Origin of the sequence: Streptomyces sp. NBC_01549, assembly GCF_026339955.1 — a bacterium.
In the GTDB taxonomy this organism is placed as follows: Bacteria; Actinomycetota; Actinomycetes; order Streptomycetales; family Streptomycetaceae; genus Streptomyces.
Genome location: NZ_JAPEPW010000001.1, coordinates 4,578,895 through 4,596,527, shown reverse-complemented (window position 1 = coordinate 4,596,527; position 17,633 = coordinate 4,578,895). Strand labels below are relative to the sequence as shown.

Here is a 17,633-nt window from a genome sequence, read left to right as displayed (position 1 = left end):
CGTCCACGGCCCCTCTCCGAACGGCCTAGAGGCGGTCACTCCGTGTTCATTTTCCGGGGTATGGGACCAGTTCCCGGCCGCCCCACCCCGGCCGCTACTCACTCGCCGCTACTCCCCCGCCGTTTCGGAGCCGACGCGCCCGACGGGCGGCCGCTCGCGCCACAGCCGCAGTCCCACGTCGACCAGTGCGACCCGGTCGAGGGCGGGTACCTCGTCGAGGGGGTGCCAGGCCGCCATGTCGGTGGAGCCGTTCGTCTCGTGGCGGAGTTCGCCGCCGGTGACGCGGGCCTCGTAGACGATCCGCAGGGCGTGGAAGTCGCCGGGCGGGCCGAGTCGGCGCGGATGGGAGCGCAGCATGGAGTCGACGCCGAGCAGCACGACGGGCTCGACGGCGTAACCCGTCTCCTCCTCGGCCTCGCGGATGACGGTGTCGTAGGGATCCTCGCCGTGGTCCATGCCGCCGCCGGGCAGGGTCCACCGCCTGCTTCCGTCACCCGCGACCCAGCGGGCCAGCAGCATCCGCCCGTCCCGCACGCATACGGCGTAGGCCGCCACCCTCAACTGCTTCGGCATGCCCAGACGTTACGGCACGGTGGCCCGGCAAGTCGCCTACGGCAGCGCCGGATTGGCCGGTGAGTACTCCGGCGGCGACCAGCACAGCGGGCTGGCGGCGGGCGTCTGAACGGCCTCGGTGACGGTGAAGCGGACCGTGCGCCGCCCGTCGTCCGCGTACTGCGTGCGGGCCCTGCCCGTCAGCTGCAGCACCGACCCCGACACCCAGTCCAGGAAGAGCAGCCCCGCCCGCGGGTCGACCTCCAGGTTGCCGAGGGTCAGGAACATGGAGTTGCCCGGGTAGTCGCGCCAGTGCAGCTCGTGCGGTGAGGGGGCGTGGACGAAGCCGGGGTTGCCGCCCCGGTGGCTGGCGTCGGCGCCGTGCGCGTGGACGGTGGCCAGGAAGAAGGTGTCGGCGGACTCGACGAACCGCCGCTGCCCCAGGGAGAGCTCGGCGGACCGACGGGGCGTGGCGGGCGAACGCTCGGCCTTCTCGTACGTCTCTCTCTTCTGGAGGTACTTCGGGCAGTTGGAGAAGACCTGGTCGGCCTCGACCGCGAAGCCGCGGGGGGTCGGGCGGATCCGGCCGTTGACGCGCATACGCCGGCGGGTGCGCGGGTCGAGCGCGATCGTGCCGACGGAGGTGCCTGGGGTGGCGAGCGCCGGCGCCAGGGGGTCGCCCTCGCGCGGGCCGCCGCCCGTGACCGAGATCTGCCGGACGCCCGTCGCCCGTACGAACCCGGGCTCGCCGGTGAGCAGCGAGGCCCACACCGCTCCGCTCACCGGGTCGGCCGCGCCCACCACCAGCATCGGCTGGAGTTCGAGGAACGCGGCGGCCACGGGACGAATGCCCTGTCCGACGGACCGCCCCACGTGATCGGCGAGCTCGCGCACACCCACCCGGTCCTGTACGGCCCGTGAACCGGAGTGGTAGGTCATGGCGCGCCTCTCTCTCGCGAGATCCTAGAAGAAACCGCAGGTGGGAGCGGTGGCGGACGGCACCGGGGCGTTTTCCGCCCCGCTCGGCGCGTAGATCTCCAGCCGGGTGCCGTCGGGGTCGTGGAAGAAGATGCCGCCGGACGCCGAGCCCTCGCGGTGAGCGACCACGCCCTCGTGCGCGAAGTCGACGCCGTAGTCGCGCAGGGCCGTCTCGTACTCCCTGACCTGGTCGACCGAGTCCACCTCGAAGGAGAGGTGGTGCAGACCGGCGCGGGCCTTGTCGTACGGCTCCCGCGCCTGCTGCCAGAGGGTGAGCACCGGGCGGCCGTCACCGGCGAGGGAGCCGAGGAACGCGTACCGCCGCTCCTCCTCCTTGCCCTCGGAGAGCACGCCGAAGCCCAGGACGTCGCGGTAGAAGGCGAGCGAGCGGTCGAGGTCGGTGACGTTCAGGCCGATGTGGCCGGTGCGCAAGGTCATGACGGTCCCGTCTGTCGTTGGCCGCCCCACGGAAGGACTAACCCTCGTCATCGAGGTTAAAGGTTAGAGTGGAGGGCGTCAACCAGTGACCTACTCTTGAGTGGTTAGCACCGAAGGGAGCTCCTCATGTCCACCACCGCCGACCCCCGTCCACTCACCGGGGAGCCGGTCTCGCTCGACCTGCTCAACACCCGCTGGAACCGCGAGGGAGTGACGCAGGACCTGCTGACGGACACCGAGGGCCTGGCGGTGTGGCTGGCGGCGAACGGGCTGGACTTCCCGGCCGACGACGCCGTGCTGCTGCATGTGCGGGAAGCCCGCGACGCCCTGCGTTCGGCCGTCGACGGGACCCTGGAGGAATCCGCCGCCCGGATCGACGCCGTCCTCGCGCACGGCCGCGTCCGCGTGACACTCACCGCCCAAGGACCCGGCGAGGAAGCGGAGTTCGGCGACCCGTCCTGGGGGCCCGCCTGGCTCGCCGCCCGCGACTACCTCGAACTGCTCGCCACCGCCCCCGACCGCATCCGCCACTGCGCCCACGACGCCTGCGTCCTGCATTTCTTCGACACCTCACGGAACGGCACCCGCCGCTGGTGCTCGATGGCGGCCTGCGGTAACCGCGCGAAGGCGTCCCGCCACTACGCGCGCACACGGGAGGCCTGAGCGGCCGGAGGATGATCGGCGAGCGGTCGCCGATTGGTTGACCATGTCCCGTCATATCATGCTTTGACCGGCGTGGCGTATGGCGGAAGTACGCCATGGTTCCATCCCGCCACGGTCAACTCTCCCCAAACAACTGCCCCTTAGGTAAAGCTGAGCGGTCATCCGGGTCCACATACCGGACTGATGTGATCGTGTCCCGGGGAACGTCGGGACCGGTCACTCCACGCTCGTTCCTTTACCTACAAGGGATGCTGATGACCGATCCTCAGCGCGCACCGATATCGGGCGCGAGACGCGTGGCCCGCATCGCCGTGGCCGCGGGCCTGGTGGCCGCGCTCTCCTCGGCCGGGCCGATACCCATGGCCTTCTCCGCGGACCACGCATCCGCCACGCCCGGCCCGGGCACCAAGTCCGCGAGCGTCAAGCTCGGTTCGGACGACGCGGACCTCCTCGCCGAGGCCAAGGCCGACGGCGCCAAGAACGTCACGATGATGATCGCCACCGCTCCCGGGCAGACCGAACAGGTCGCCAAGGAGATGGACGCGGTCAAGGGCGGCTCCGTCGGCCAGACGTACGACAAGGTCGGTTACGTCCGGGCCACGGTCCCGACCGCCAAGGCCGACGCGGCCATCGCCGCCGCCACCAAGCTGACCTCGGTGCACGGCATCGACCTGCGCCAGGACATCGCGCTCGACGACCCGACGCCGAGCGCCGACACGGCCAAGGGCGCCTCTTCGAAGGCCACGAAGACCTACGCCGCGCCCGACAAGAACACCCCCGCCGAGAACCCGTACAACCCGTCCTTCGAGACGGGCGCCGTCGACTTCGTGAAGAAGAACCCGAAGGCGGACGGCCGGGGCATCACCATCGGCATCCTCGACTCCGGTGTGGACCTGAGCCACCCGGCGCTGCAGAAGACCACCACCGGCGAGCGCAAGATCGTCGACTGGGTCACCTCGACCGACCCGATCCTCGACAACGACCTGAGCTGGCGGCCCATGGTCAGCGCGGTCTCCGGGCCCGCCTTCACCTACGGCGGCCAGAGATGGACGGCCCCGGCGGGCTCGTACGAGATCAGCACGTTCCGGGAGTCCGCGACCGCGGGCGGCGACGCCGCGGGCGACGTGAACCGTGACGGCGACACCACCGACGCGTGGGGCGTCCTGTACGACCCGGCGGCCGGCACCGTCACCGTCGACGTGAACAACAACCACGACTTCACCGACGACACCGCGATGAAGCCGTACAAGGACGGCTACCAGATCGGTCACTTCGGGACCGACAACCCGGCCACCGACGTCGTCGAGAGCCAGCCGTTCGTCGTGCAGATCCGCAAGGACGTGCCGATGGACCCCTACGGGGGCGACTGGGTCGGCAAGAAGGCCGACTTCGTCAACATCGGTCTGATCGCGAGCGAGCACGGCACGCACGTCGCCGGCATCACCTCCGCGAACGGCCTGTTCGGCGGCAAGATGAACGGCGCCGCCCCCGGCGCGAAGATCGTCTCGTCGCGCGCCTGCGTGTTCGGCCCGAGCTGCACCAACGTCGCGCTCACCGAGGGCATGCTCGACCTCGTCGTCAACCACGGCGTCGACATCGTGAACATGTCCATCGGCGGCCTGCCCGCGCTGAACGACGGCAACAACGCGCGCTCCGAGCTCTACACGCGTCTCATCGACACCTACGGTGTCCAGCTGGTGATCTCCGCGGGCAACTCCGGCCCCGGCGCCAACACCATCGGCGACCCCGGCCTGGCCGACAAGGTCATCTCGGTCGGCGCGTCCATCTCCAAGGACACCTGGGCCGCCAACTACGGCTCCGTCGTGGAGAAGAAGTACGCGATGATGCCGTTCTCCTCGCGCGGTCCGCGTGAGGACGGCGGCTTCACACCGACGCTGACCGCGCCCGGCGCCGCGATCAACACCACGCAGACCTGGCTGCCGGGCTCCCCGGTCGCCCAGGCCGGCTACTCCCTGCCGGCCGGCTACTCGATGCTCCAGGGCACCTCGATGGCCTCCCCGCAGGCCGCCGGCGCGTCCGCGCTGCTGCTGAGCGCCGCCAAGCAGAAGGGCATCGCCCTGACGCCCGCCGAGCTGCGCACGGCCCTCACCTCGACCGCCGACCACATCAAGGGTGTGCAGGCGTACGAGGAGGGCGCGGGCCTCATCAACATCGTGGACGCCTGGAAGTCGATCAAGGACGACGCGACCGCCCACGACTACACCGTCAAGGCCCCCGTCGACACCGCGATCGACTACGCGCTGAAGACCCCGGGCTTCGGCACCGGCCTCTACGACCGCGAGGGCGGCCTCAAGGTCGGCGTGAAGAAGTCGTACGAGATCACCATCACGCGTACGTCCGGCCCGGACAAGGCGATCCGCCACGAGCTGCACTTCGAGAACAACGCCGGTGACACCTTCAGCATCGCCGGCTCCGACGAAGTCAAGCTCGAACTGAACAAGCCGGTCACCGTCAAGGTCACCGCGAAGGCCTCCTCGGCCGGCATCAAGAGCGCGATCCTCGAGGTCGACGACCCGCGGACCGAGGGCGTCGACAAGCAGATCCTGACGACGGTCGTGGTCTCCACGCCGCTCAAGTACACGTTCTCCAAGTCGAGTTCGGTGCAGCGCAACAGCACGCAGTCGTACTTCCTGACCGTGCCCGAGGGCGCGAAGGCGCTGGAGGTCGCGATCGGCGGACTGAAGGACCTGAGCCAGACCCGGTTCATCTCCATCCACCCGTACGGTGTCCCGGTCGAGGACACCGGCACGCCGTACTGCTACAGCAACTACCCGAACACCAACGGCTGCAAGCCCGACGTGCGTGCGTACGCGGACCCGCAGCCCGGTGTCTGGGAGGTCGAGGTCGAGGCGCGCCGTACGTCGCCGCTGCTCGACAACCCGTACACGCTGGACGCCACCGTGCTCGGCGCGGCCTTCGACCCGGAGACCGTGACCGTGTCCGAGGCCAAGGTCGGCACCCCGGTCACCGCCTCCTGGAAGGTGACGAACAACTTCGCGGCGCTCGACGGCACCCTGAAGGGCGGCCCGCTCGGCTCCTCGAAGACGGCCCGGCCGACCATCGCCGACGGCGTCACGCAGACCAGCACGGTCGACGTGCCCGCGGGCGCCGCGTCGCTCGACGTCGCGATCGGCAACGTCTCGGACACGGCCGCCGACCTGGACCTGACGGTGTACGACTCCGCCGGCAACCAGGTCGCGCAGTCCGCGGACGGCGACGCGGAGGAGGCGGTCTCCATCCCCAACCCCGCCGCCGGTACGTACACCATCGAGGTCGTGGGCTACTCGGTCCCGTCGGGCTCGACCGCGTACGACTACCGTGACGTGTTCTTCTCCGCCGCGCTCGGCTCGGTCAAGGTCGACGAGTCCACGCCGGTCAAGCTCGCCACGGGCGGCACCGCGACGGTCTCCGGCGAGGTCACCGCGGCCGCGCCGGCTCCCGAGGGACGTGAGTTCTTCGGCCGGGTCCAGCTGGTGAACGCCCGCGGGACGGCCGCCGGCCTCGGCAGCGTGAAGATCGAGAAGGTCACGCCGTAACACCTACGGCGGTGAAGGGGCGGGCGTCCGGGAACGGGCGCCCGCCCTTTTTCACGGGCACGGGAAAGTACGGGTTTTCACGGGCACGTCAGACTGCCGGTTTTCACGGGCACGGGAGAGTGCGGGACTCGGGCAGCGCCTTGACGATCCACGCGCGTTCGTCCGCGATGGCCTTGCGCCCCGTGGTCCAGCCGGTGGGTGTCGCCGGGTCGTCGTGGAGGGCGACGAGCACCTGCTCGCCCTCGCGCGGCCGGGGAGCCACCTCCTCGTCCAGGACCAGGACGACCTCGGCCTTCCCCTTCTCCGGCTTGTAATAGCGGCCCACACGGAGCGTGATCCGGTTCTCCGTGGTGCCGGGGAGGGGCTCGACGTGGGCGACCGTGCCCTCGGCGACCAGCCGGGAGCAGGCGAGGTAACCCGGGCCGCTGAGCGAGTCCCCTGCCCCCGCGCTCCCGTTGTCGTCCGCCTTGGCGTCGCTGCTGTCCGACGTGCTCATCGCCCCGCCGCCCCCGTTGTGCGCGAGGAGCCAGCCCATGCCGACGACCATCGCGGCCACGGTGGCCACGACGAGCGTGCCCAGGGCGAAGGCTAGGGGACGCCGGCCGCGGTTCCTCGGGGCGCCTTCGGGGCGGCGGGTGCGCTTTCTGGGGGCCCGTACCGGGACCGGCTTCGCTTCCTCCGCACGGTCCGCCAGCGCGTCCCCGATGACCGCCAGCTGCTCCCGCAGCAGCGCCACATCGGCCACCGCCGACCGGTGCTCGGCCATGAACTCCGGGTCGTCGCCGACCCCTTCGGGCAGAGGCTCGTCAGTGATCGCGGCCAACAGCGCGTCCACTCCCTCATACTCGGCCACGTCACACCACCTCGTCCTCGTGCAGGCGGGCGCGCAGGGCGCGGACCGCCGAGTGCAGCCTGCTCTTGACCGTGCCCTCCGGGATGCCCAGCTCCTCGGCGATCCCGCGCACGGACAGATCGGCGTAGAAACGCAGGACGAGCACCTGGCGCTGGGCGTCGGGCAGCTCGTCCAGGCCCTGCGCCACGGCGAGCGAGAGCACGCTGGAGTCCTCGTCACGGGCGTCCGCGGGCTGCCGCAGCGAGGCCAGCCGCTCGCCGAGCCGCTCCTGACGCCGCTTGGCCCGGTGCCAGTCCATCGCCAGGTTCGAGGCGACGACCGCCGCCCACGCGGACACGTCACGCGGCGCCTCGTCCCCCTTCGCCGCGCGTTCCAGCAACCGCAGGCGGACCTGCTGCACCCCGTCCGGCAGGTCCGCCTGCGGTACGCCACCGAGCGCGAGCACGGCCCGCACCCGGCGTTCCTGGGCCGCGTCCAGGGGATCGTCCGCCCCCTGGGCACGGCGTGCCTTTCTGCGCAGCACTCCGCCCCTCCCCTCCCGCCGTTTCCTCTACGACGCCGGCGCGGGCCAAAACGTTCGGCCGTACCCCGACGAGTCGTACGTCACACCGGGCCGGGGCCCATGAGGACGTCGACGCCGCACGGCTTGCGGTCCCCGGCGGCCGACGGAAGGGTTTCTTTCGGATGCCGAACGGACACCGGACGGCGGACGCGTCCCATTCCTCGGGCGGTACGGGCAAAGGATTGGACACGCGGGCACAGGTCAGACGCATGATGGAAGCGCTGGACCATGGAAAACGCACGCTAAGGGAGTCGCCGTGAGGGTCGGAATCGTCGGAGCCACCGGTCAGGTCGGCACGGTCATGCGCAGGATCCTCGTCGAGCGGGAGTTCCCCGTCGAGGAGCTGCGGCTGTTCGCCTCGGCGCGTTCGGCCGGGACGGTGCTCGACGGTGTGACGGTGGAGGACGCGGCGACGGCGGACTACTCCGGCCTGGACATCGTCCTGTTCTCCGCGGGCGGCGCGACCTCCAGGGCGCTGGCCGAGAAGGTCGCCTCGCAGGGCGCGGTCGTCATCGACAACTCCTCCGCGTGGCGCAAGGACCCGCAGGTGCCCCTGGTGGTCTCCGAGGTGAACCCGCACGCGATCGCCGACCGCCCCAAGGGCATCATCGCCAACCCGAACTGCACGACGATGGCCGCGATGCCCGTCCTGAAGCCGCTGCACGAGGAGGCGGGGCTCGAGGCGCTGGTCGTCGCGACCTACCAGGCGGTGTCCGGCTCCGGCCTCGCGGGCGTGGCCGAGCTGCACGGCCAGGTACTGAAGGTCGCCGCGGACGCCGACAAGCTGACCCATGACGGCGGCGCGGTCGACTTCCCCGAGCCGGGTGTCTACAAGCGCCCCATCGCCTTCAACGTGCTCCCGCTCGCGGGGTCGATCGTCGACGACGGTCTGCACGAGACGGACGAGGAGCAGAAGCTCCGCAACGAGTCCCGCAAGATCCTGGAGATCCCCGCGCTCAAGGTCTCCGGCACCTGTGTCCGCGTCCCGGTGTTCACCGGCCACTCCCTCCAGGTGAACGCCCGCTTCGCGCGTCCGCTGAGCGTGGAGCGCGCGACCGAGCTGCTGGCCGGCGCCCCGGGCGTCGCCCTCTCCGAGATCCCGAACCCACTCGAGGCCGCCGGCCGGGACGCGTCGTACGTGGGCCGCATCCGCACCGACGAGACGGTCGAGCACGGCCTCGCCCTCTTCGTCTCCAACGACAACCTCCGCAAGGGCGCCGCGCTGAACGCGATCCAGATCGCGGAACTGGTGGCGGCGGAGCTCAAGGGCTGACGCCCGCACCACGTGCCCCAGGGGCGGTCACCGCACGGTGACCGCCCCTTCTCACGCCCGCCGCACCTCGTAGAGGAAGCACCCGTACTCCACGGCCCGCACATGGACCAGCGCCACCTCCGGATCGGCGAAGGCCTCCGCGAAGGCCTCGTCGAAGGCGTCGGAGCTCTCGGCGTTCTCAGCGCTCTCGACGTTCTCGACGTTCTCGACCAGACGACCGCCCAGGATGCGGCCCTCGGCGGAGTAGCGGCGGACCGTGCGGTGGGCGCCCTGGAAGGGGTGGCCGTGCGGGTCGGGGCCCGGGCAGTCGTCGGCGTGGATGAAGACCGGGCCCTGCTCGTCGTACGCGCCCGGGTCGGCGCCCGTGGCGGCGGCCCAGCGGCGCAGCGGCGCGTAGGAGACGAGGGCGATCCGCTCGCCCGGCTCACTGCGCCGAAGGCAGCAGCGCAGCGGTGCGCCGCCCTCCTCGTCCGGGAAGGGAACCATCGGGCGGTCCGCGTCGTCAGCTGTGCGGAGATCCTTCAGGGCCGCCGGGTCGATGGGACGTGCCGTGTACGTCGTCATGTCCGTCGTCGTGTACGTCGTCGTGTCCGTCGTCATGTCTCCAGGCTCGCGCCCGCGCCTGCCTGGCACCGGCGGGAAACGGACATCGCATCCGTGCAGGTCCCATGGAAGGATGGCGCAACCGTCACATAACGAGGAGATGACCGCGTGCCTGGCACAAACCTGACCCGCGAAGAGGCGCAGCAGCGTGCGAAGCTGCTCACCGTTGACTCGTACGAGATCGATCTCGACCTCTCGGGCGCGCAGGAGGGCGGCACCTACCGGTCCGTGACCACGGTGCGCTTCGACGTCGAGGAGACCGGCTCGGAGACCTTCATCGACCTGGTCGCTCCCGCCGTTCACGAGGTGACCCTGAACGGGGACCCTCTCGACCCCGCCGAGGTCTTCGATGACGCGCGGATCGCGCTTCCGGGGCTGCTGGAGGGCCGCAACGTCCTGCGTGTCGTGGCCGACTGCGCGTACACCAACACCGGTGAGGGCCTGCACCGCTTCGTCGACCCCGTCGACCAGCAGGCCTACCTCTACACCCAGTTCGAGGTCCCGGACGCGCGCCGGGTGTTCGCGAGCTTCGAGCAGCCCGACCTGAAGGCCACCTTCCAGTTCACCGTGAAGGCGCCCTCCGGCTGGACCGTGATCTCCAACTCCCCGACGCCCGAGCCCAAGGACGACACCTGGGTCTTCGAGCCGACGCCGCGGATCTCCACGTACATCACCGCGCTGATCGTCGGGCCGTACCACTCCGTCCACAGCGTGTACGAGAAGGACGGGCAGAGCGTTCCGCTCGGCATCTACTGTCGGCCCTCGCTCGCCGAGTTCCTCGACTCGGACGCGATCTTCGAGGTCACCCGGCAGGGCTTCGACTGGTTCCAGGAGAAGTTCGACTACGCGTACCCGTTCAAGAAGTACGACCAGCTCTTCGTGCCGGAGTTCAACGCCGGCGCGATGGAGAACGCGGGCGCGGTGACGATCCGGGACCAGTACGTGTTCCGGTCCAAGGTGACCGACGCCTCGTACGAGGTGCGCGCCGAGACCATCCTGCACGAGCTCGCCCACATGTGGTTCGGCGACCTCGTGACCATGGAGTGGTGGAACGACCTCTGGCTGAACGAGTCGTTCGCGACGTACACCTCCATCGCCTGCCAGGCGTACGCCCCCGACTCCCGCTGGCCGCACTCCTGGACCACGTTCGCCAACTCCATGAAGACGTGGGCGTACCGGCAGGACCAGCTGCCCTCCACCCACCCGATCATGGCCGAGATCAACGATCTGGACGACGTCCTGGTCAACTTCGACGGCATCACGTACGCGAAGGGGGCGAGCGTGTTGAAGCAGCTCGTCGCCTACGTCGGCATGGACGAGTTCTTCAAGGGCGTGCAGGCGTACTTCAAGCGGCACGCGTACGGCAACACGCGCCTCAGCGATCTGCTGGGCGCCCTGGAGGAGACCTCCGGGCGTGATCTGAAGACCTGGTCGGAGAAGTGGCTCCAGACCGCCGGCATCAACATCCTGCGCCCGGAGGTGGAGACCGACGCGAACGGCGTCATCACCTCCTTCGCGATCCGCCAGGAGGCTCCGGCGCTCCCGGCGGGTGCCAAGGGTGAGCCGACCCTGCGCCCGCACCGCATCGCGATCGGCCTCTACGACCTCGACGACGACAGCGGCAAGCTGGTGCGCGGCGAGCGCGTCGAGCTGGACGTCGACGGCGAGCTGACGGCCGTGGCACAGCTGGTCGGCAAGCGTCGCCCGGCGGTCTTCCTGCTCAACGACGACGACCTGTCGTACGCCAAGGTCCGCCTCGACGAGGACTCGCTCGCCTTCGTCACCGAGCACCTCGGCGACTTCGAGTCCTCCCTCCCCCGTGCCCTGTGCTGGGCCTCGGCCTGGGACATGACCCGCGACGGGGAGCTCGCCACCCGCGACTACCTGTCCCTGGTCCTGTCGGGCATCGGCAAGGAGTCCGACATCGGTGTCGTGCAGTCGCTGCAGCGCCAGGTGAAGCTGGCGATCGAGCTGTACGCCGACCCGACGGCCCGTGAGGCGCTGCTGACCCGCTGGACGGACGCGACGCTCGCGCATCTGCGCGCCGCCCAGCCCGGTGGCGACCACCAGCTCGCCTGGGCGCGCGCCTTCGCGGCGACCGCCCGTACGCCGGAGCAGCTGGACCTCCTGGAGGGCCTGCTGGAGGGCCGGGAGACCATCGAAGGCCTCGCCGTCGACACCGAGCTGCGCTGGGCGTTCGTCCAGCGGCTCGCGGCCGTCGGGCGCTACGACGAGGCGGAGATCGCCGGCGAGGCGGAGCGCGACAAGACGGCGGCGGGTGAGCGGCACGCGGAGACGGCCCGGGCCTCGCGCCCCACCGAGGAGGCGAAGGCGGAGGCGTGGACCGCGGTCGTCGAGTCCGACAAGCTCCCGAACGCCGTGCAGGAAGCGGTGATCGGCGGCTTCGTGCAGACCGACCAGCGCGAACTGCTCGCCCCGTACACGGACAAGTACTTCTCCGTGGTGAAGGACATCTGGGACGCCCGTTCGCACGAGATCGCCCAGCAGATCGTGGTCGGTCTCTACCCGTCCATCCAGGTCTCCGAGGAGACCCTCGCCAAGACGGACGCGTGGCTGGCCTCGGCCGAGCCCACCCCGGCCCTGCGGCGCCTGATCTCGGAGTCCCGCTCCGGGGTCGAACGCGCGCTGAAGGCCCAGGCGGCGGACGCGGCGGCGGCGTCCGCGTAGTCGGTCGTACGTGAGTGGGGGCGTCCGGCGTCGTGCCGGGCGCCCCCACTCGTACGCGGACGCGTGAGGTCACACCAGGGCGAGTACGAGCATCGTGCGGATCTGCAGCGCGGTCTGGTCGGCCACCGGGACCCAGCGGGCGTCGAAGGTGCTCGCCAGTTCACGGGACCAGCTCTCCACGAGGGTGTCCAGCGCGGGTGCGCCGCCCAGGCCCTGTCGCATCATGGCCGCCGCGCGCAGCGGGATGCGCCGGGCGGCGACACCGAGGGAGACGGAGTTGCCCACGGTGGTGGCGAGTTCGGCGGAGTTCCAGGTGTCCACGACTCCGGGGCCGATGTCCATGAGCTCGCGGGCGGCGGTGAAGTGGGCGATCTGGTCGGGGGTTCGCGGTGACCTGGGCCCCAGCTCCCCCACCACCGCCTCCAGTTGTTTGGCGCGGCCGAGCAGGATCTCACTCGCCTCCGCGATCTCGCGCCGGGGCTCGGCCACGGGCTGCGGATCGCTGACGCCCGCCACGCTCCAGAAGGGCGCCTCGACGACCGCCGACACGGTGCCGTGCCGCATCGCGTACAGCCAGGTCGCCTGCGAGGTGAAGCCGGACGGGTCCCGTTCCTCGGTGGGGCTCCCGTCCGGCAGGACCAGCACCCCCGGGCTCTCGGCCAGCCATCCCATGCCGTCGAACGGCCGGTGTTCCAGGGGAATGCCGAGGTCAGCCGCGATCCGGCGGTAGGCGGCCGCCGCCCCCGGCAGCGCACGAGTCAACTGCAGAAAGGATCCGCCCACTTCGACACCGTGCAGCGAGAACTGCACGACCGGCCGGAGTTCGTCGAGGAGCCGCACCAGCGCCTCGGACTCCGGCATCGCCGGACGCGGATCACTCGCGACGGGCGGAAACTCGGGCTGAGCGGCGAAGGCGGGCCGGTAGAAGCGCCGGTAGTAACCCCGGAGGGTCGGCGACGCCCCGGTCGCCCGCCCCTCGCCGGACCACCCCGTCATCCATCGCCCGGCGAGACTCGCGCCGTCGGGATCGAGACAGAGCAGGAAGTGCCAGGTGCAGCCGAGCTCCTGGAGCAGCGCCGGCTCCCGCGCGAACCTGTCGACCAGGGAGAGCGAGGTGACCCCGCCCACCGGTTCGTTCGCGTGCGCGCCGGCGACCGTGAGGATGTGCCGGGGGCCGTGTCCGGCCGACAGCAGCCACAGCGGCCGGCCGGCCCGCGAGGTCCCGACGACACGCAACCGCAGTACACCGGGCCGCGCCGCCACCGTCGCGCGAGCACGTCGCAGCAGCTCGCCGAGGGTGGGATACGGGGTTCCCCGCATGCCGGGCTCCGGTCAGGTGCCGTTCGTGTCGCTGTCGCCGGTGGTCTCCTTCTTGTCCAGCGGACGGATCACGATCTTGGCGCGCACACCGGCTCCTCTTCCAGTAGGGACGTTGAGCGCTGCGGCACGATCGCCGACCGCGTCTCGTCAAGACTCGACTTGCGGTATCAGAGTGTCAAGGCATGTCCCTGTAAAGGGGAGGGGTATTCGACCGGGGCTGTTCTTCTCACGGCGAGGGCGTTGGGCTGCTCGTCGGCGACTGCCACATGGGGGAGTCGGCCGCCCGCCACGCGGCCCGAGCTGCCCGAACACCGTCGCCCCGAACGCCAGCACTATCCCTGCCACCTGCACCGGCGTCAGTGTCTGCCCCAGCGCCGCCCAGCCGATGACGGCCGCGGTCAACGGTGACAGCGGGCCGAGGAAGGTGACCTGTGTGGCGCCGAGCCGGCCGATGCCCCTGAACCAGAGCCAGTACGCCACCGCCGTGTTCGCCAGCGCGAGGTACAGGTATCCGCCGACCGCCCGGCCGTCCAGCGCGGGCGGCGCGCCCTCGACGAGGAGGGCCACCGGGACGATCAGCAGCCCGCCCGCCGTCAGCTGCCAGGCGGTCAGCGCCAGCGGACCGACCCCGTCCGGCCGTCCCCACCGCTTGGTGAGCACCGTGCCGGTGGACATCGACGCGGTCGCGCCGAGCGCCGCGAGCACCCCCACCGCGTCCAGCGCACCCGCCGCTTTCAGCACGACGAGGCTGACCCCGAGGGCCGCGGCGATACCGGTGAGGAGCGTCCGCGAGGTCGGCCGGTCACCGAGCAGCGGCGCCGCGAGGCCCGCGACGAACAGCGGCCCGACCGAGCCGACGACCGCCGCCATGCCGCCGGGCAGCCGGTACGCGGAGAGGAACAGCAGCGGGAAGAAGGCGCCGATGTTCAGCGCGCCCAGCACCGCCGCCTTCCCCCACCAGGCGCCGCGCGGCAGCACCCGGGCCGACGCGAGGAGCAGCAGCCCGGCGGGCAGGGCTCGCGTCACCCCGGTGAACAGGGGCCGGTCGGCGGGGAGGAACTCCGTGGTGACGGCGTAGGTACTCCCCCACGAGATGGGGGCCAGCGCGGTCAGGGCTATGAGGGTGGGACGGTTCGTGTTCGCGGCCATGAGGGCACCCGATTCAAAAGTAGGTCAGCGGAAAGTAGCTTAGTTGCAAGTTACTTTCCGTCAAGTCACTTTCTTCCAAGCAACTCCCTCGTCAGCTACTTTCTTGCGGGCGATCGACCCCTCGACGGATACTCGCCCCCATGAAGACGCCCCAGGACCCCGTCGACGCGATCATCGAGCAGTGGGCCACCGTCCGGCCGGACCTCGACACCGCCGCGATGGAGGTCTTCGGCCGCGTCTTCCGGCTCGCGCGCACGATGGGCGACCGGATGGAGAAGGCGTACGCGCCCCACGGGATCTCACGCGGGGAGTTCGACGTACTCGCCACCCTGCGCCGCTCCGACGCCCCGTACACCCTCTCGCCCCGGCAGCTCTCGGCGACGCTCATGCTCACCACCGGCGGCATGACCGGGCGCCTGGACAAGCTCGAACGCGCCGGACTGCTGCGGCGCTCCCCCGACCCGCACGACCGGCGCGGACTCCAGGTGACGCTCACGGACAAGGGACTGCGGCTCATCGACGAGGCCGTCACCGCGGGACTCGCCGTCCAGACGGAGGCCCTGGCCCACCTCGACGAGGAACGCGCCGGTCAACTGGCCGACCTGTTGCGCGAGTTGCTGATGGGTACCGGAGCCTAGTCAGTCGCCCAGCGCCGCCGCCAGGGCCGACGCCACGGCCGGCGCATCGGGGGACTCCGCGGCCCAGGCCGCGTACCCGTCGGGCCGCACCAGCAGCGTCGTACGCCGGTCGCTCGCCCAGCTCTCCACGGTGAGGCGGTCCTCGCGGCCCTTGAGGTCGTCCAGGCCGTACGCCCGGACCACCGCCGCCGGTGCGACGAGGACGAACCGGCCGCCGCGCAGGGCCTCGTAGAGGCGGCCGCCCTTCAGAGCGACATCGGGGACGCGGGTGCCGACGAGGGCGTGGGAGCCGCGCGGGGCCGGGTAGGCGAAGCCGATGCCGGTGATCTGGCCCGCCGCCTTCCGGCCCATGGGACCGACGCCGTTGAGGACCGTGGTGAGCGCGGAGCGCAGCGCCAGCGTCCAGGGGTGCTTGGCCATCGCGAGTCGGACGATCCCGCCACTGCTGCGCAGCACCGCCTTTCCGACGGGGTGGCGCTCGGCCTGGTAGGTGTCCAGCAGGTCCGCACCCGCGTGGCCGTTGACGACCAGCGCGAGCTTCCAGCCGAGGTTCGCCGCGTCCTGAAGGCCGGTGTTCATGCCCTGGCCGCCGGCCGGGGTGTGGACGTGGGCGGCGTCCCCGGCGAGGAAGACCCGGCCCACTCGGTACGAGGGCGCCTGGCGCTCGTCACTGTGGAAGCGGGACATCCAGCGGGCGTCGTGCATGCCGTAGTCGCGGCCGAGGGAGAGCCGGACGATCTCCTTGACCTCGTCGAGTCCGAGCGGCTCGCTGTCGGGGACGTCGCGGCCGCGGTGCCAGCCGATCACGCGGTAGTAGCCGTCCCCGAAGGGCGCGATGAAGGCGAAGGCGTCACCGACGGCGTTGGCGGTGAGGATCGACTCCGGCTCCTCGGCGAGCAGGACGTCGGCGAGGACGACGGACCGGATGACCGACTTCCCGGGGAACGGCAGCCCCACCGCCTCACGCACCGCACTGCGCATCCCGTCCGCCCCGACCACGTACGCGGCCGCCAGCTCCCCCACCTCCCCGTCCGCACCCCGGACTTCGAGCGTGACGCCTGCCGCGTCCTGGCGCAGTCCGGTCACCTCGGTCTCGTACACGAACCGCACCCCGGCCTCGACCGCCCGCCGCTCCAACACCTTCTCCACCTCGTACTGCGGGATCACGAGCAGGTGGTTGAAGCGGGAGGGGAGAGCGTCGAGGGCGACGGAGAGCCGGCCGAAGAGACGGATGCGGTCGAGGGTCCGGCCGTGGCTCTCCAGTTCGTCGGCGAGACCGCGGGCGTCGAGCTGCTCCAGGGTGCGGGCGTGCAGGACGAAGGCGCGGGAGAGGTTGCTGATCTTGTGCGGGCGCTTCTCGACGAGGGTGACGGGGACACCGGCGGTGGCGAGGTCTCCGGCCAGCAGGAGGCCGGTGGGGCCGCAGCCGACGACGATCACGTTCCGGGGCGCGGTGGTGCCGGTGATGCCGGTCGTGTCGTTCGCCTTGCCGTTCATTGCGGCCTCCCTGTGCCAACACTTGTGGACCAACACCCGTGGGCCAACGCTTGTGGGCCAACGCTTGTGGGCCAACGCTTGTGGGCCAACGCTTGTGGGCCAACGCTTGTTCACCAACATAAGGTGACCCCTCTGGACTGTCAACAACTGTTGGCCTACGGTTGTTGGCATGCCGGACAAGGAACTCCCCGCACCCGCCCCGTCCCCCGCGGCCCGCCGCTCGGACACCACCCGCACCACCATCCTCACCGCCGCGCGCGAACGCTTCGCCGCCGACGGCTATGAGCGCGCCACGATCCGCGCCATCGCCAAGGACGCGCGGATCGATCCGTCGATGGTCATGCGGTACTACGGCTCGAAGGAAGGACTGTTCGCCGCGGTCCTCGACGTCGACCTGCGGCTGCCGGGCCCGGACGGGCTGAATCCGCACGAGGTGGGCCGCGTCCTGGTGAGCCACTTCCTCGACCTCTGGGAGGAGAACGAGGTGCTCACCGCGCTGCTCCGGGTCGGCGTGACCAATCCGGCGGGCGCCGAGCGCATGCAGGGCATCTTCCGGGACCAGCTCATGCCGGTCGCGCTGCGGGTGTGCCCCGACCCGGAGCAGGCGCCCGCACGGGCCGCGCTGACCGCCTCACAGGTGCTGGGCATGGCGATGGCCCGCTACGTCCTGCGTTTCCCGCCCGCCGTCGCGCTGCCGCGCGAGGAGGTCGTGGCGTGGCTGGCACCGACGGTGCAGCGGTACCTCACAGCGCCGCATCCGTAACGGGCCCCCGGTCGGCCATGCCGGCTCCTCACCATGTGTGCCGGAAGTCGTGAACACTAAACCGGTTTAGTGTTCACGACTTCCGAGGAGGATGCCCCG

At 70.9% G+C, this 17,633-nt stretch carries 15 protein-coding genes; 6 read left to right on the top strand and 9 right to left on the bottom strand.

The window, feature by feature from the left end; translation table 11 throughout:
- Positions 1–108: 108 nt before the first annotated feature.
- The 3 genes from OG819_RS20435 to OG819_RS20425 are packed head-to-tail and all read right to left on the bottom strand — an operon-like array spanning position 109 to position 1,968.
- On the bottom strand, positions 109–573 hold the full coding sequence (locus OG819_RS20435; protein WP_266624735.1) for an NUDIX hydrolase: 465 nt from the start codon (positions 571–573) through the stop codon (positions 109–111).
- Positions 574–609: 36 nt separating this feature from the next.
- Positions 610–1,491, bottom strand: a complete 882-nt coding sequence (locus tag OG819_RS20430; protein WP_266650777.1) for a pyridoxamine 5'-phosphate oxidase family protein — start codon at positions 1,489–1,491, stop codon at positions 610–612.
- Positions 1,492–1,515: 24 nt separating this feature from the next.
- A complete protein-coding gene (locus OG819_RS20425) occupies positions 1,516–1,968 on the bottom strand; it encodes a VOC family protein (protein ID WP_266624737.1) in 453 nt (150 codons plus the stop codon).
- Between the two features lie 126 nt (positions 1,969–2,094).
- On the opposite strand from OG819_RS20425, the gene OG819_RS20420 reads away from it, so the two are divergent.
- Both OG819_RS20420 and OG819_RS20415 read left to right on the top strand, forming a co-directional pair.
- Complete coding sequence (locus tag OG819_RS20420; protein WP_266624738.1) at positions 2,095–2,631, top strand: CGNR zinc finger domain-containing protein; 537 nt, start codon at positions 2,095–2,097, stop codon at positions 2,629–2,631.
- 254 nt (positions 2,632–2,885) lie between these two features.
- Complete coding sequence (locus OG819_RS20415) at positions 2,886–6,188, top strand: S8 family serine peptidase (protein WP_266650776.1); 3,303 nt, start codon at positions 2,886–2,888, stop codon at positions 6,186–6,188.
- A gap of 103 nt (positions 6,189–6,291) precedes the next feature.
- On the opposite strand, the gene OG819_RS20410 is transcribed toward OG819_RS20415, so the two are convergent.
- Positions 6,292–7,041, bottom strand: a complete 750-nt coding sequence (locus tag OG819_RS20410; protein ID WP_266624740.1) for a hypothetical protein — start codon at positions 7,039–7,041, stop codon at positions 6,292–6,294.
- 1 nt (position 7,042) lies between these two features.
- Positions 7,043–7,564 (bottom strand): sigma-70 family RNA polymerase sigma factor, encoded by a 522-nt coding sequence (locus OG819_RS20405; RefSeq protein ID WP_168508699.1) that lies wholly within the window; start codon positions 7,562–7,564, stop codon positions 7,043–7,045.
- Positions 7,565–7,859: 295 nt separating this feature from the next.
- On the opposite strand from OG819_RS20405, the gene OG819_RS20400 reads away from it, so the two are divergent.
- Positions 7,860–8,876 (top strand): aspartate-semialdehyde dehydrogenase, encoded by a 1,017-nt coding sequence (locus OG819_RS20400; RefSeq protein ID WP_266624742.1) that lies wholly within the window; start codon positions 7,860–7,862, stop codon positions 8,874–8,876.
- Positions 8,877–8,927: 51 nt separating this feature from the next.
- On the opposite strand, the gene OG819_RS20395 is transcribed toward OG819_RS20400, so the two are convergent.
- Entirely contained in the window at positions 8,928–9,440 is a 513-nt protein-coding gene (locus OG819_RS20395) for a DUF1203 domain-containing protein (RefSeq protein ID WP_266652783.1), read from the bottom strand.
- A gap of 147 nt (positions 9,441–9,587) precedes the next feature.
- Between OG819_RS20395 and pepN the strand changes: the two genes are divergently transcribed.
- Positions 9,588–12,167: an aminopeptidase N gene (pepN, locus tag OG819_RS20390; protein ID WP_266650775.1), complete on the top strand. Its 2,580-nt coding sequence runs from the start codon at positions 9,588–9,590 to the stop codon at positions 12,165–12,167.
- 69 nt (positions 12,168–12,236) lie between these two features.
- Here pepN and OG819_RS20385 read toward each other — a convergent pair whose 3' ends face one another.
- Together OG819_RS20385 and OG819_RS20380 are read right to left on the bottom strand one after the other, a co-directional pair.
- Positions 12,237–13,487: a M14 family zinc carboxypeptidase gene (locus OG819_RS20385; RefSeq protein ID WP_266650774.1), complete on the bottom strand. Its 1,251-nt coding sequence runs from the start codon at positions 13,485–13,487 to the stop codon at positions 12,237–12,239.
- 147 nt (positions 13,488–13,634) lie between these two features.
- Complete coding sequence (locus OG819_RS20380) at positions 13,635–14,636, bottom strand: EamA family transporter (RefSeq protein ID WP_266650773.1); 1,002 nt, start codon at positions 14,634–14,636, stop codon at positions 13,635–13,637.
- 140 nt (positions 14,637–14,776) lie between these two features.
- Here OG819_RS20380 and OG819_RS20375 point away from each other — a divergent pair, with 140 nt between their 5' ends.
- The gene (locus tag OG819_RS20375) at positions 14,777–15,274 is read left to right on the top strand and encodes a MarR family winged helix-turn-helix transcriptional regulator (RefSeq protein ID WP_266413903.1); all 498 of its coding nucleotides are present in this window, start codon (positions 14,777–14,779) and stop codon (positions 15,272–15,274) included.
- Here OG819_RS20375 and OG819_RS20370 read toward each other — a convergent pair whose 3' ends face one another.
- Positions 15,275–16,771 carry an FAD-dependent monooxygenase gene (locus tag OG819_RS20370; RefSeq protein ID WP_266650772.1) on the bottom strand — a complete coding sequence of 499 codons (1,497 nt, stop codon included), beginning with the start codon at positions 16,769–16,771 and terminating at the stop codon, positions 15,275–15,277.
- Positions 16,772–16,940: 169 nt separating this feature from the next.
- On the opposite strand from OG819_RS20370, the gene OG819_RS20365 reads away from it, so the two are divergent.
- Complete coding sequence (locus OG819_RS20365; RefSeq protein ID WP_266624748.1) at positions 16,941–17,534, top strand: TetR family transcriptional regulator; 594 nt, start codon at positions 16,941–16,943, stop codon at positions 17,532–17,534.
- Positions 17,535–17,633 lie beyond the last annotated feature (99 nt).